Annotated in this window: 13 protein-coding genes and 1 pseudogene; 12 read left to right on the plus strand and 2 right to left on the minus strand. The window is 60.9% G+C overall.

Going from position 1 to position 13572, the window contains the following annotated elements:
- Nucleotides 1–10: 10 nt before the first annotated feature.
- Nucleotides 11–601, plus strand: coding sequence for an LON peptidase substrate-binding domain-containing protein (locus tag AB4N84_RS13950; protein WP_460046753.1), 591 nt, complete (start codon nt 11–13; stop codon nt 599–601).
- A gap of 129 nt (nt 602–730) precedes the next feature.
- Here AB4N84_RS13950 and AB4N84_RS13955 read toward each other — a convergent pair whose 3' ends face one another.
- On the minus strand, nt 731–2047 hold the full coding sequence (locus tag AB4N84_RS13955; RefSeq protein WP_460046754.1) for a bifunctional DedA family/phosphatase PAP2 family protein: 1317 nt from the start codon (nt 2045–2047) through the stop codon (nt 731–733).
- Nucleotides 2048–2050: 3 nt separating this feature from the next.
- Nucleotides 2051–2734 carry a DNA-3-methyladenine glycosylase gene (locus tag AB4N84_RS13960; RefSeq protein ID WP_460047017.1) on the minus strand — a complete coding sequence of 228 codons (684 nt, stop codon included), beginning with the start codon at nt 2732–2734 and terminating at the stop codon, nt 2051–2053.
- A gap of 364 nt (nt 2735–3098) precedes the next feature.
- On the opposite strand from AB4N84_RS13960, the gene AB4N84_RS13965 reads away from it, so the two are divergent.
- The 11 genes and pseudogenes from AB4N84_RS13965 (at nt 3099) to lipB (ending at nt 13571) form a co-directional block, all read left to right on the plus strand.
- Nucleotides 3099–4373: a glutamate-5-semialdehyde dehydrogenase gene (locus AB4N84_RS13965; protein ID WP_074756998.1), complete on the plus strand. Its 1275-nt coding sequence runs from the start codon at nt 3099–3101 to the stop codon at nt 4371–4373.
- A gap of 100 nt (nt 4374–4473) precedes the next feature.
- Nucleotides 4474–5100 (plus strand): nicotinate-nucleotide adenylyltransferase, encoded by a 627-nt coding sequence (gene nadD, locus AB4N84_RS13970; protein WP_143024486.1) that lies wholly within the window; start codon nt 4474–4476, stop codon nt 5098–5100.
- Between the two features lie 120 nt (nt 5101–5220).
- Nucleotides 5221–5592, plus strand: a pseudogene (gene rsfS / locus AB4N84_RS13975) (ribosome silencing factor); the annotation flags it as partial.
- A gap of 9 nt (nt 5593–5601) precedes the next feature.
- Nucleotides 5602–6069: a 23S rRNA (pseudouridine(1915)-N(3))-methyltransferase RlmH gene (gene rlmH / locus AB4N84_RS13980; protein WP_062384870.1), complete on the plus strand. Its 468-nt coding sequence runs from the start codon at nt 5602–5604 to the stop codon at nt 6067–6069.
- 31 nt (nt 6070–6100) lie between these two features.
- Complete coding sequence (gene mrdA / locus AB4N84_RS13985) at nt 6101–8002, plus strand: penicillin-binding protein 2 (protein ID WP_074757002.1); 1902 nt, start codon at nt 6101–6103, stop codon at nt 8000–8002.
- Nucleotides 8003–8033: 31 nt separating this feature from the next.
- Nucleotides 8034–9137, plus strand: a complete 1104-nt coding sequence (gene rodA, locus AB4N84_RS13990; RefSeq protein ID WP_167362106.1) for a rod shape-determining protein RodA — start codon at nt 8034–8036, stop codon at nt 9135–9137.
- A 17-nt stretch (nt 9138–9154) separates the two neighbouring features.
- Nucleotides 9155–10165: a lytic murein transglycosylase B gene (gene mltB / locus AB4N84_RS13995; protein ID WP_460046756.1), complete on the plus strand. Its 1011-nt coding sequence runs from the start codon at nt 9155–9157 to the stop codon at nt 10163–10165.
- Nucleotides 10165–11196: a septal ring lytic transglycosylase RlpA family protein gene (locus AB4N84_RS14000; RefSeq protein ID WP_074757008.1), complete on the plus strand. Its 1032-nt coding sequence runs from the start codon at nt 10165–10167 to the stop codon at nt 11194–11196. Before mltB ends, AB4N84_RS14000 begins: the two co-directional genes overlap by 1 nt.
- Nucleotides 11197–11391: 195 nt before the next feature.
- The gene (locus AB4N84_RS14005) at nt 11392–12552 is read left to right on the plus strand and encodes a D-alanyl-D-alanine carboxypeptidase family protein (RefSeq protein ID WP_074757010.1); all 1161 of its coding nucleotides are present in this window, start codon (nt 11392–11394) and stop codon (nt 12550–12552) included.
- A 96-nt stretch (nt 12553–12648) separates the two neighbouring features.
- Nucleotides 12649–12924, plus strand: coding sequence for a DUF493 domain-containing protein (locus AB4N84_RS14010; protein ID WP_074757012.1), 276 nt, complete (start codon nt 12649–12651; stop codon nt 12922–12924).
- The gene (gene lipB, locus AB4N84_RS14015) at nt 12924–13571 is read left to right on the plus strand and encodes a lipoyl(octanoyl) transferase LipB (protein WP_346832840.1); all 648 of its coding nucleotides are present in this window, start codon (nt 12924–12926) and stop codon (nt 13569–13571) included. The genes AB4N84_RS14010 and lipB overlap by 1 nt, the downstream gene beginning before the upstream one ends.
- The last annotated feature ends 1 nt before the right edge of the window (nt 13572 follow it).

The following is a 13572-nucleotide window of genomic DNA, read 5'->3' on the forward strand; positions in this document are numbered from 1 at the left end:
GGGTGTGTCTATGTCGTTGCCGTTGTTTCCGCTGAACGCTGTGCTGTTCCCGGGGTGTGTGCTCGATCTGCAGATTTTCGAGGCGCGCTACCTGGACATGATTGGCCGCTGCATGAAACAGGGTGAAGGCTTCGGTGTGGTCTGCATCACCGAGGGCAGTGAAGTTGGCAATGTGCCTGAAGGTTTCTCGCAGATCGGGTGTGAAGCGCTGGTGACTGACTTCCAGCAACAGGACAACGGTTTGCTGGGCATTCGCGTGGTGGGCGGTCGACGGTTTCGGGTGGTCGAAGCCCAGACCCAGCGCGACAACCTGTTGCTGGCCGAGGTGGAGTGGCTGGAGGAGCCGGACGAAAAGCCGCTCCAGGAAGAGGACGAAGACCTCGTTGCGCTGCTGGCCGCACTGGCAGAACACCCTATGGTCGCCGCGCTGAACATGGGCCTGACGGCCAGCGGCCAACAGTCACTGGCCAATCAGTTGGCCTACCTGCTGCCGTTCGCCGAGGAAGACAAGATCGAGTTGCTGGAAATCGACGACGCGGAAGAGCGCCTCGACGCGATCCAGGATTTGCTGGATGAGATGCAAGGCGATATGCAGGCATGACCTTGCTCACTTGAGCGGTAGGGGCGCGCTTGCCCGCGATTGCGATACATCCCTGGCGTCGGTGTCGACTGATACGGCCTCATCGCGGGCAATCTCGCTCCTACAATGCGTAGCTCGTTCGAGCTGCGCTCAATACTCATACCGAATCAAGCCATGCGTCATCGAGTGGAAAGCAAACCCTCCCAACAGCGCAACCATGGCCGGTAACAGCAGCCACCACACCCGCAACGGCAAGGGTGGCAACACGTCCTTGTTCTGCACGAACGCCAGGCTAGCCGCACAGGTGAAGAACGCCAGCAGCATTCCCGCCAGGACATCCGTCGGCCAATGAACGCCCAGGTACACCCGCGACACGCAGATCGATGCCGCAGGGATCGCGCCAAGCAGCAACCAGGTCATGCGCAACCGTGCCGGTTGCCCTCTACCCGCCAGAACCGCCAGCGTCATGAACAGCGCAAACGACGCTGAGGCATGTCCGCTCGGCATGCTGAAGGTTGAGAGCGGTTCGGCCAGCACCTCTGGCCGCGCCCGGGCGAACGTGTGCTTCATGCTCTGATTGATGATCGCCGCGCCCAGCGTCGTGGCGCAGGCGAAGATCGCATGGCGCCATTGGCGAGTGGCCACCAGGATGATCAGCAGCAGGGCGGCCGCGCAGAACTGTGTCCTGAAGTCGCCAAGACCGGTGACCAAAATAACGAAGTTTTGCGCCGCTTCGCTGCGATGTTCCTGCACCAGCGTCATCACGCCCTGATCGAGGTGCGCCAGATACGGCCAGCCCAGAAACACCGCGATCAGCATGATCAGGCTGGTCAAGGCGATCAGCCTGATCGCGTTGCGCCTGGCCCGCAGGCTGCTCTGTATCGCCACGCCGAGTAGCAACGCCAGCCCCGCGCCCACAAACGCGGCCTCTGGCCAGAACCCTTCAGGCAACGGCAGGCGGATGGCCGCGCCAGTCGCCCAACCCGGCAGAATGTAGGCCACTGACCAGCCGGCCGCTGCGATCAGGCTGACGCCGGCGAAGCGTATGAACGGCATGTCGAACATCCCGGCCACCATCGGCAGCATCGGGCGCAGCGGGCCGATGAAGCGACCGACCAGCAGGCTGGCGATGCCATAGCGCTGGAAGTAGGTTTCGGCGCCTGCGATCCATTCCGGGTGATGACGCAAACCCGGCAGGCGGCGGATGTTCTGATGGAAGCGTCGCCCTACAAAGTAGGACACGACATCGCCCAGCAGGCCACCCAGAAAACCCAGCAGCAGCGCTTCGCTCAAAGGCAGGATGCCGCTGCCAGCCAGCGCGGCGATGGCGAACAAGGCCACGGTACCCGGCACGATGATGCCGGCGATGGCCAGGCATTCCAGGCACGAAACCAGAAAAATCGCAGCGCCCAGCCACGACGGGTTGACGGTCAGCCACGCGGTGATGCTGTCGAGCCATGCGCCCATGGGTCAGTGTCCTTGCTCGATAATGAAGTAGTCGCGGCCTTCGACTTGTCCGCGTCGCAACGGGTTCCGCGTGCAGAACCGCGTGTATTCGGCATCGACGAAGCGGTACATCAAGTGCTCGTCGCGTCCTGCAGTGATGCCCAGACGGGCCGCTTGGATGATTTGCACAGGTCGCTGCCCGACGTCTTCGACGAAGATCCGTTGGGGATCGAAACGTTTGGCGTCCCACATCGGCACTTTCAGGCCGAGGGCTTTGCACAGCAGCGTTTGTCCCGCGCACAGGCGCTCTGGCGGGCGGACATTACCGCTGGCGTCGGGGTTGTTGAGCTGCATCTGCGCCAGGCTGTTTGCGTCCGAGAGCGCATCCACCCACGGATAAGCCGATTTGATCAGCACCGCGTTACCCGGTCCCTGTGCGCTGAAGTTCAGCGAGTCGCCGCCGCGTGAGTAATACATATAGATGTGGCCGCCATCCAGAAACAAAGCCTTACGTTTTTCTGTATAGCCGAGCGACGCGTGGCTGCCTTTTTCCTCGAGGTAATAGGCTTCGGTCTCTATGATGCGCGCCGACAGCCACAACTCACCGACCTTGTGACGGACAACTTTGCCCAGCAAATCGCGGGCGAGCGTCTGGGCGTCACGGTCGAAGAAGCTGTCGGGCAAGGCGCGGGAGGGCTGGTCGGGCATGGCGTTTGGGGTATCCGCATATCGGACCGCGATGATAGCAACGTCGGGCTTAATTGCAGCTGAATGGCGAGACAGCGTTCGGATGGTTTCTTTGCAGGAGCGCGCTTGCCCGCGATGCGTTTTGTTGATGATCATTCCCACGCTCTGCGTGGTAATGCTGTACGTGACGCTCCGCGTCCATCATCGGCGGACGCGGAGCGTCCAAGGCTGCATTACCCACGCAGAGCGTGGGAACGATCATTGCAAACGCCGTTATCACCGAACAAAACCGGCTTATATCGACCATCCGCCTGTCGCCGCTGTCGTTCAGCCCGCCCGACAGCTATAATCGGCCGCTTTCCTCTCTGCCAAGACCTCTGAGACCATGACTGAGTCCGTTCTTGACTACATGACCCGCCTGGGTCGCGCCGCCCGCGAAGCTTCGCGTGTGATCGGTCGTGCCAGTACGGCGCAGAAAAACCGCGCGCTGGCCGCCACGGCTGCTGCGCTGGACGCTGCCCGTGACGAACTGACCGCCGCCAACGAGCAGGATCTGGCGGCTGGTCGCGCGAACGGTCTGGAACCTGCCTTGCTTGAACGCCTCGCCCTGACCCCGGCTCGTATCGACAGCATGATCGCCGGTTTGCGTCAGGTCGCCAGCCTTCCCGATCCGGTCGGCACGATCCGCGACATGAATTTCCAGCCTTCGGGCATTCAGGTTGGCAAAATGCGCGTGCCGCTCGGCGTGGTCGGCATCATCTATGAGTCCCGTCCGAACGTGACCATCGACGCCGCCAGCCTGTGCCTGAAGTCCGGCAACGCGACCATCCTGCGGGGCGGCTCCGAGGCGATTCATTCAAATCGCGCTATCGCCACCTGCATTCAGCGTGGTCTGGCCGAAGCCGACCTGCCGGCTGCGGTGGTGCAAGTGGTCGAAACCACCGACCGCGCCGCCGTTGGCGCCTTGATCACCATGCCGGAATACGTGGACGTCATCGTTCCTCGCGGCGGCAAGGGCCTGATCGAGCGCGTCAGTCGCGATGCCAAGGTGCCGGTTATCAAGCATCTGGACGGTATCTGCCATGTGTATGTCAGTGCACACGCCGACCTGGCGTCTGCGCAGCGCATCTGCTTCAACGCCAAGACCTATCGTTACGGCATCTGCGGTGCCATGGAAACGCTGCTGGTGGATCAGGCGATTGCCGCTGAATTCCTGCCGCAAATGGCCGGTCAGTTCCGCGAAAAAGGCGTCGAGCTGCGTGGGTGCGAGCGTACCCGTGAGCTGATCGATGCGATCCCGGCGACCGAAGAGGACTGGCACACCGAGTATCTGGCGCCGATCCTGTCGATCCGCGTCGTGACCGGGCTGGATCAGGCCATCGAGCACATCAACCATTACGGTTCGCACCACAGCGACGCCATCCTCTCCGACTCTCAGGCCCAGACGCGCCGCTTCATGGCGGAAGTCGACTCCAGTTCGGTGATGATCAACGCGCCCACCTGCTTTGCCGATGGTTTCGAGTACGGTCTGGGTGCCGAGATCGGGATTTCCACGGACAAGATTCACGCCCGTGGGCCGGTCGGTCTGGAAGGCCTGACCTGCGAGAAGTACATCGTCGTCGGTGACGGTCGCCAGTTGCGTGGGCAGGGGCCTGCCTGACTTGGCCGATATTCGGCAGCACGCAGGCAACCTTGCGAAAGCTGTGATCGAGCCTGCCGGGGAAGCACCTTCCACTGCACGCAAGCCGAAGCGTATCGGCATGCTGGGGGGGACGTTCGACCCTGTGCACATCGGCCATTTGCGCGGCGCGCTGGAAGTCGCCGCGCTGCTTGAACTCGATGAGTTGCGTCTGACGCCCAGCGCCAGACCGCCTCATCGCGATACGCCCAGTGTTTCGGCACAGGACCGTCTGGCGATGGTCCAGTGCGCGGTCCAGGGCGTGTCGCCGTTGACGGTGGATGACCGCGAATTGTTGCGGGACAAGCCGTCGTACACCATCGACACGCTGGAATCGATGCGCGCTGAACTGGCCGTCGATGACCAGCTGTTTTTGTTGTTGGGATGGGACGCCTTCTGCGGGCTGCCTTCCTGGCATCGATGGGAAGAGTTGCTGGAGCACTGCCATATTGTGGTGCTGCAACGCCCGGACGCCGACAGCGAGTCGCCGGACGCCATGCGTAACCTGCTGGCGGCGCGCGCGGTCAGCGATCCGAAGGCCCTGAAGGGCCCTGGCGGACACATTACATTCGTCTGGCAGACGCCGCTTTCGGTGTCTGCCACCCAGATCCGCCAACTGCTGGCCAGCGGGAAGTCGGTACGTTTTCTGGTGCCAGACGCGGTACTGGCCTATATCGATACGCACGGGCTTTACCGTGCGTCGAACTGAAGGTGTGTTTCGACGCTGCCGAGAGCGCGAAGAAACACCCAAACACACGAGCTGAATGAGTTTTATATGACGAACAAAGATGCAGTAATTGAAAACCCGATGATCAAAGTGATCACCGATGCCCTGGCGGACGTGAAGGCGCAGGACGTCCAGGTGCTGGACGTACGCGACAAGCAGAGCATCACCGACTACATGATCATCGCGACCGGTACCTCCAATCGCCAGATCAACGCGATGCTCGACAAGGTTCGCGAAGAGGTCAAGAAAAACGGTCTCAAGCCGTTGGGCGAAGAAGGCAAGGGCGACAGCGACTGGGTGCTGCTGGACCTGGACATCGCCATCGTGCACATGATGACCGCCTCCGCACGCCAGTTCTACGACCTGGAGCGTCTGTGGGCCGGTGCCGAGCAGAGCCGTTCGGCCAGTGCTGCACACCACAGCCCGGAAGTCGCGCATGAGCACTTCACCAAGCTCAACAAAGAGCAACAATAAGGGCTCATTGTGCGTCTGCGTCTGATTGCTGTCGGTTCACGCATGCCCAAGTGGGTGGAAGAAGGCTGGCATGAATATGCCAAGCGTCTGCCATCCGAACTGGCGCTGGAACTGGTAGAGATTCCGCTCAACACCCGTGGCAAAAACGCCGACGTGGCACGCCTCATCCGTCAGGAAGGTGAGGCCATGCTGGCGAAAGTGCAGCCGGGCGAGCGGATCGTCACCCTCGAAGTGCACGGCAAACCGTGGAGCACCGAGCAGCTGTCGGTCGAGCTCGACCGCTGGCGGCTGGATTCGCGCACGGTCAATCTGATGGTCGGTGGCCCGGAAGGGCTGGCGCCGGAAGTCTGTGCCCGTGCCGAGCAGCGTTGGTCGTTGTCGCCGCTGACGTTGCCGCACCCGCTGGTGCGCATCCTCATCGGTGAGCAGATTTATCGTGCCTGGACAGTGTTGTCCGGTCACCCTTATCACAAGTAGCGCTGCTGCCTTCACTGTGAACACGCCCTAAATGTCTCAGCCGATTCGCCTGAAAGACCACGAAAAGGACGCACGCTTGGTGCGCAGCCGAGTCGTGGTCGGTGCCGTGGCCGTCATCGTGCTGATCTGCGTGTTGGTGGCGCGTCTGTATTTCCTGCAGGTCATCCAGTACGACTATCACTCGACCCTGTCGGAAAACAACCGGGTTCATGTGCAGCCGATCCCGCCGAGTCGCGGGCTGATCTTTGACCGCAATGGCGTGGTGATCGCCGACAACCGGCCCAGCTTCAACCTGAGCATGACCCGCGAGCGCTCGGGCGGTGACTGGGCCAAGGTTCTCGACACGATCATCGAGGTGCTGGAGCTGACGCCGGATGACCGGATCATCTTCGAAAAACGCATGAAACAGGGGCGTCGTCCGTTTGAACCGGTGCCGATCCTGTTCGAGCTGACCGAGGAGCAGATCGCCCGGATTGCGGTCAACCAGTTCCGCCTGCCGGGCGTCGAAGTGGTCGCGCAGTTGATTCGGCATTACCCGCAGGGCGCGCATTTCGCCCACTCCGTGGGATACATGGGGCGTATCAACGAGAAAGAGCTGAAAAGTCTCGACCCTGTGAACTACAGCGGCACCCACCACATGGGCAAGACCGGGATCGAGCGGTTCTACGAGCCCGAATTGCACGGTCAGGTGGGCTACGAAGAAGTCGAAACCAACGCGCGTGGTCGGGTGCTGCGGGTTCTGAAGCGGACCGATCCGGTGCCGGGCAAGGACATTGTCCTGAGCCTCGATATCCAGTTGCAGGAAGCGGCCGAAACCGCGCTCGCAGGACGTCGTGGCGCCGTGGTAGCGCTGGACCCGAACACCGGCGAAGTGCTGGCGATGGTCAGTCAGCCAAGCTTCGACCCTAATCTGTTCGTCACCGGCATCAGCTTCAAGGCTTACTCGGAACTGCGGGATTCGGTGGATCGTCCGCTGTTCAACCGCATTCTGCGAGGCCTGTACCCGCCGGGTTCGACCATCAAACCCGCCGTGGCCATCGCGGGCCTGGATTCGGGCGTCGTGACGGCCAGTACCCGGGTGTTCGACCCCGGCTACTACATGCTGCCCAACTATGATCACAAATACCGTAACTGGAACCGTACCGGTGACGGCTGGGTCGATCTGGACACCGCGATCATGCGATCCAACGACACCTATTTCTACGACCTGGCGCACAAGGTCGGCATCGACAGGCTGTCGGCGTACCTGAACAAGTTCGGCATCGGGCAAAAGGTCTCGCTGGACATGTTCGAAGAATCGCCCGGCCTGATGCCGTCCCGCGACTGGAAGCGGGTCACCCGACGTCAGGCCTGGTTCCCGGGCGAAACGCTGATCCTCGGTATCGGTCAGGGCTACATGCAGGCCACGCCGCTGCAACTGGCTCAGGCCACGGCGCTGGTGGCGAACAAAGGCAAATGGAACCGTCCGCATCTGGCCAGGACCATCGAAGGCCAGAAACCGGTGGATGAAAACCCGATCCCCGATATTGTCCTGCGCGACCCGTCCGACTGGGGCAAGGTCAATCACGGCATGCAGCAGGTGATGCACGGTGCCCGTGGGACCGCGCGCAAGGCGGCCATCGGCGCGCAATACCGCATCGCGGGCAAGAGCGGTACGGCGCAGGTCGTCGCGATCCGTCAGGGTGAAAAATACGATCGCTCGAAAGTGCAGGAACGCCACCGTGACCACGCGTTGTTCGTGGGCTTCGCGCCGGCCGACAACCCGAAAATCGTCGTGGCGGTCATGATTGAAAACGGTGAATCGGGCTCCGGCGCCGCTGCACCTGTCGTGCGTCAGGTCATGGATGCCTGGCTTCTGGACCCTCAGGGTCATCTGAAACCCGAATACGCCAGCAATACACTGCCTCCGGAGACCGCGGCCCGTGAAGAGTAATTTCGACCGCATCCTCTCCAGCGAAGACGTGATGCGCCGTCGCGCCACCTTCCTGCAGAAAATCCATGTCGATGGCCCGTTGCTGATCCTGCTGCTGACACTGGCGGCCGGCAGCCTGTTCGTCCTGTATTCCGCCAGCGGAAAGAGCTGGGACCTGTTGATCAAACAGGCGACCTCGTTCGGCATCGGCCTTGTGTCGATGTTTGTGATTGCGCAACTCGAGCCGCGCTTCATGGCGCGCTGGGTGCCGATCGCTTACGTCTTCGGTGTGCTGCTGCTGGTCGCGGTGGACGTGATGGGTCACAACGCCATGGGCGCCACGCGCTGGATCAACATTCCCGGCGTGATCCGTTTCCAGCCGTCGGAATTCATGAAGATCATCATGCCGGCGACCATCGCCTGGTACCTCTCCAAGCGCACGTTGCCTCCGCATCTGAAGCACGTGGCCGTCAGCCTTGGGTTGATCGGGCTGCCGTTCATCCTGATCGTTCGCCAGCCGGACCTTGGCACCTCGCTGCTGATTCTGGCGTCCGGGACCTTCGTACTGTTCATGGCAGGCCTGCGCTGGCGCTGGATCATCAGTGTGATCGCAGCGGCCGTGCCCGTCGCGGTGGCGATGTGGTTCTTCTTCATGCACGACTATCAGAAGCAACGCATCCTGACCTTCCTTGACCCTGAGAGCGATCCGCTGGGCACCGGATGGAACATCATCCAGTCCAAGGCGGCGATTGGCTCGGGCGGGGTTTTCGGCAAGGGCTGGTTGCTGGGCACCCAGTCTCACCTGGATTTCCTTCCGGAAAGCCACACCGACTTCATCATTGCGGTGTTGGGCGAGGAGTTCGGTCTAGTGGGTATCTGTGCCTTGCTGCTGATCTACCTGCTGTTGATCGGTCGCGGCCTGGTCATCACGGCTCAGGCGCAGACGCTCTACGGCAAGCTGCTCGCAGGCAGTCTGACCATGACGTTTTTTGTGTATGTTTTCGTCAACATCGGTATGGTCAGCGGCTTGCTGCCGGTGGTGGGCGTTCCATTGCCCTTCATTAGTTACGGCGGAACTTCGCTGGTGACGCTGCTGTCAGCGTTTGGGGTTTTGATGTCGATCCATACCCATCGCAAGTGGATCGCTCAGGTTTGATTAAGGTGAACAATTCAATGCAAGTAGTGCGTGGCTGGGCTGCTCGATATGCGCCGCTGGTCGGTCTGATGGGCATCCTCGGTTCAGTGCAGGAGTCGCTTGCGGGTGACTATGAGGGCTCTCCTCAGGTCGCACAGTTCGTCAGTGACATGACTCGGGATTACGGCTTCGCGGGCGAGCAATTGATCGAAGTGTTTCGCAATGTTGAGCGCAAACAGTCGATTCTCGACGCCATTTCGCGGCCCGCCGAGCGGGTCAAGGCGTGGAAGGATTACCGCCCGATGTTCCTGACTGACGCGCGTATCGCGCGAGGTGTGGACTTCTGGCGGCAGCATGAGGCGGTGTTGGCGCGTGCCGAACAAGAGTACGGCGTGCCCGCCCAAGTGATCGTCGCGATCATTGGTGTCGAAACCTTTTTTGGTCGCAATACCGGAAATTACCGGGTAATCGATGCCTTATCGACGCTGAGTTTCGACTATCCTCCTCGTGCCGAGTTTTTCCGCAAGGAGCTGCGTGAGTTTTTGCTGCTGTCTCGCGAGGAACAGGTGGACCCGTTGACCCTCAAAGGCTCGTACGCGGGTGCCATGGGGTTGCCGCAGTTCATGCCCAGCAGTTTCCGCGCGTATGCGGTGGATTTTGACGGTGATGGCCACATCAACATCTGGAACGATCCGGATGATGCGATTGGCAGTGTGGCCAGCTATTTCAAACGCCATGGCTGGGTCGCGGGCGAGCCCGTGGTCAGCCAGGCCAGCGTTCGCGGTGATCGGGTCGATGAGGGTTTGAGCCCGGGAATCGAGCCGGTGAAGACCGTCGGGGAGTTGCGAGCCTTGGGGTGGGCGAGTCATGATGCGCTGCGCGATGATATGCCGGTCACGGCGTTTCGCCTTGAAGGCGACAAAGGCCCTGAATACTGGATGGGTTTGAAGAATTTTTACGCAATCACGCGTTACAACCGCAGCGTGATGTACGCCATGGCCGTGCATCAGCTGTCTGAAATGCTTGTTCAAGCTCGGGGCGTCAAGTAATGCGGTCATTGCCGATGCAACAACCATTGAAGTTGATGGCCTTCGCGGCGCTGGCATTGCTGGTCGTCAGTTGCTCCACCAGTCGACCGACCCAGCAGGGCAACGTTATCCGCGCCCAGCCGGGGCTGGACATCAACCGCGCCCATAAAGACGGTGCGCCGTGGTGGGACGTTGATGTGTCGCGTATCCCCGATGCCGTGCCGACCCTGCACACCGGTCCTTACAAGGCCAACCCGTACACTGTGCTGGGCAAGACGTATTTTCCGCTCAGCGACTCCAGTAACTACACCGCGACCGGCACTGCGTCCTGGTACGGCACCAAATTTCACGGGCAGAACACCGCCAACGGTGAAGTGTATGACCTGTACGGCATGAGCGCGGCGCACAAGACGCTGCCGCTGCCCAGTTACGTACGCGTCACCAATCTGGACAACAACCGCACGGTGATCCTGCGGGTCAACGATCGTGGGCCGTTCTATTCGGATCGCATCATCGACCTGTCCTACGCCGCAGCGAAAAAACTGGGTTACGCCGAAATCGGCACCGCTCGGGTAAAAGTTGAAGGCATCGATCCTGCCCAGTATTGGGCGCAGCGCGGCAAACCTGCGCCGCTGATGCTCGATCAGCCGCAAGTGGCAAGCAATCCTCCGCCACGGCAGGCGCCGGTTGCAGCGCCGGTGATCACCGCATCGGCGGGCACCATCGAGCAATGGACGCCGCCACCGGCCCAACACGCCGCGCCGGTATCACCAGTTCCGATCGACGCAAAAAAAAACGTTTCCGGACAAGCGTCTGGGCTGTTTCTCCAAGTGGGAGCCTTCGCCAACCCGGACGCTGCGGAACTCCTGAGGTCGAAACTGAGCGGGATGGTTCGGGCCCCGGTTTTCGTGAGCTCGATAGCGCGCAATCAACAGACGCTCTATCGCGTGCGGATGGGGCCGGTCGACACGCCGGGTGAAGCCCAGCAACTGCAAAACAGCGTAAGGTCGGCCAATCTGGGCTCGCCAAGCGTGGTTACATCGGATCAGTAACGTCAGACCTTTGATTCGCTTCCCCTAACGGCAGCGAGTCGAAGTTGCCTGGCAAGCGACTTGCCGCCAGAGCAAGCGTTGTCAGCAGCATTTCACGGGTTCATCTGTAGAATGTGAGCCCGTTTGCCGGGGTAGCCCGGCACCACCGCTTTGCCCGCGAGGGCATGTTTGCCCATTAGCATTTTCGAGAGACGGATGAACATCACCACCTTTGCAAAACGCCTTTGCCTGTTAATCCCGCTATTCACCGCACCTGTCGCGTTCGCAGCAGAACAGATGACGCCGTCGGCACCCCAGCTGGCTGCCAAGGCTTACGTGCTGATGGATGCCAACAGTGGCAACGTTCTGGTCGAAAACAACGGTGACCAGCGTCTGCCGCCGGCCAGTCTGACCAAGCTGATGACCGCATACATCGCTACGCTGGAAATCCGCCGTGGCCAGATCGGTGAGAACGACCCGGTCACCGTCAGCGAAAACGCCTGGCGTACCGGCGGTTCGCGGATGTTCATCAAGGTGGGCAGCCAGGTGACCGTCAGCGACTTGCTGCACGGCATCATCATCCAGTCCGGTAACGACGCCAGCGTGGCGCTGTCCGAGCACATCGCTGGCAGCGAAGACGCGTTCGCCGACATGATGAACAAGACCGCAGGCGATTTGGGGATGGTCAACAGCCACTTCATGAATCCTACCGGTCTGCCAAACCCTGATCACTACGCCACCGCTCACGACATGGCGATCCTGGCCCGTGCAATCATCCACGAAGACCCGGCTCACTACGCGATCTACTCGCAGAAGGAGTTCTTCTGGAACGGCATCAAACAGCCAAACCGTAACCTGCTGCTGTGGCGTGACAAGACCGTCGACGGTCTGAAAACCGGTCACACCGAAGAAGCGGGCTACTGCATGGTGTCCTCGGCCGTTCGTGATGGCATGCGTCTGATCGCCGTGGTGTTCGGCACCAACAGTGAACAGGCTCGTGCGGCTGAAACCCAGAAGCTGCTGACCTACGGTTTCCGTTTCTTTGAAACCCAGACCTTCTATCAGAAGGGCACCGAGCTGGCTCAGGCCGCCGTCTGGAAAGGCACCGAGCGTCAGGTCAAGGCCGGTCTGGCGGACGATCTGTCCATGACCATGCCTAAGGGCGAGATGAAGAAGCTGACCGCCAGCATGACCATCAACCCGAAACTGGTTGCCCCCATCGCCAAAGGCGACGTGATCGGTCAGGTTGAAGTGAAGCTGGACGACAAGGTCGTTCGCACCGCTAATCTCATCGCCATGGACGCTGTCGAAGAAGGTGGTATCTTCCGCCGCCTGTGGGACAGCATTCGCATGTTCTTCTACAGTCTGTTCAACTGATCGCGATTGATCACTGACTGACCGTTGCTCCCTACGCCCCTGCCGCCATCGCGGTGGGGGACTGTCCGTTTTCCGGCTTACGAGGCCGTCACTGCCATGACAGATTCCGAAGTAAAAGCACCGAAAATCGAATTCCCTTGCGCGGACTACCCGATCAAGATCATCGGCGACACCGGGGTGGGGTTCAGAGACGAGGTCATCGCCATCGTCAAGAAGCACGCAACGCTCCTCGATGAGAAGGAGGCCGAGCGCCAAAGCAGCAACGGCAAGTACACCACGCTGCAGCTGCATATCGTCGCGACCGGCCAGGATCAGCTTTACGACATCAACAGCGAGCTGCGTGCCACGGGCAAAGTGCACATGGTGCTGTGATGGGCGGTTGTCTGGGCTTTCGCGATCTGGGAACGGTCGCCTACGAGCCCGCCTGGCAAGCCATGCAACGCTTCACGGACGGACGCGACCGCGACACGCCCGATGAAGTGTGGCTGGTGCAGCACCCGCCGGTTTTCACTCAGGGACAGTCCGGAAAACCCGAGCATCTACTACTTCCGGGTGATATTCCGGTGGTACAGGTCGATCGCGGTGGCCAAGTGACTTATCATGGCCCCGGTCAACTGGTGGCCTATCTGATGCTGGATGTCCGCCGCTTGGGTTATGGCGTGCGCGAACTGGTCACCCGGATCGAACACAGCCTGATCGACCTGCTGGCCAGTTACGGCGTAACGGCAGCAGCCAAGCCCGAAGCACCGGGGGTCTACGTCGACGGGGCGAAAATTGCGTCCCTGGGCCTTCGTATCCGTAATGGCTGTTCATTCCATGGACTGGCGCTGAATGTCGACATGGATCTGGACCCGTTTAAACGGATTAATCCCTGCGGGTATGCGGGGCTGGCGATGACCCAGCTGCGTGAACAGGCAGGCCCGATTGAATTTGCCGAGGTTAGTGCCCGGCTGCGTGCGCAGCTCGTCAAACACCTCGACTACGCTGAGCAGACGACCCTAACGGGCGGAATCGACTGAT

The organism is Pseudomonas sp. S2_H01, from assembly GCF_054668305.1.